Source organism: Aeromonas sp. 604176, assembly GCF_049170755.1.
GTDB classification, from domain to species: Bacteria; Pseudomonadota; Gammaproteobacteria; order Enterobacterales; family Aeromonadaceae; genus Aeromonas; species Aeromonas veronii_A.
The window spans coordinates 1-1,076 of record NZ_JAAKNE010000268.1; the positions used below are offsets into that span (position 1 = coordinate 1).

At 60.4% G+C, this 1,076-nt stretch carries 1 pseudogene; it reads left to right on the forward strand.

Annotated features, from left to right (window positions below):
- Positions 1–24 precede the first annotated feature (24 nt).
- Positions 25–1,076 (forward strand): annotated as a pseudogene (gltB, locus tag G5358_RS21240) (glutamate synthase large subunit); the annotation flags it as partial.

Genomic DNA, 1,076 nt, shown 5'->3' on the forward strand with positions numbered 1-1,076 from the left:
AAGGCCGAGCAAGGGAGAAATGCAATGTCACTATATGATCCAAAGCTGGAGAGGGATAACTGTGGCTTCGGCCTGTTGGCCCACATGGAAGGGGAAGCCAGCCACAAGCTTGTCCGTCTCGCGATGTCAGCATTGGCTCGCATGCAGCACCGCGGCGGGATCTCCGCCGATGGCAAGACCGGCGATGGTTGCGGTCTGCTGCTGCAAAAACCGGACAGCTTCTTCAGAGCTGTCGCCGAGGAGAAGGGATGGCACCTTGGCCGCAACTATGCGGTCGGCATGCTGTTTCTCAACCCCGACCCCGTATTGGCCCAGCAGACCCGAGACATCATCGACGAAGAGCTGGAAAAAGAGACCCTGAGTCTGGTCGGCTGGCGCAAGGTGCCCGTCGATACCAACGTACTCGGTACCATCGCCAAAGCCTCCCTGCCCAGCATTGAACAGGTCTTTGTCAACGCCCCGCCCGGCTGGGTCGACAAGGATCTCGAACGCCGCCTCTATATCGTGCGTCGCCGCATCGAAAAGCGCGTCAACGACGACTACTTCTATGTGGTCAGCCTCTCCAACCTGGTCACCGTCTATAAAGGGCTGTGCATGCCGGTGGACTTGCCGCGCTTCTATCTGGATCTCGCCGACATCCGTATGCAGGCGGCCATCTGCGTTTTCCACCAGCGTTTCTCCACCAACACCAGCCCGCGCTGGCCGCTGGCCCAGCCGTTTCGCTATCTGGCCCACAACGGCGAGATCAATACTATCGCCGGCAACCGCCAGTGGGCCAAGGCGCGCAGCTACAAGTTTGCGACGCCGCTCATTCCCGATTTGCAGGAAGCGGCCCCCTTCGTCAACACCACCGGCTCTGACTCCTCCAGCCTCGACAATATGCTGGATCTCTTCCTCGCCGGTGGTATGGACCTGTTCCGCGCCATGCGCCTGTTGATCCCGCCTGCATGGCAAAAGCACCCGAACATGGATGATGACCTGCGCGCCTTCTACGACTTCAACTCCATGCACATGGAGCCGTGGGACGGCCCGGCCGGTATCGTCATGACCGACGGTCGCTACGCCACCTGCGCACT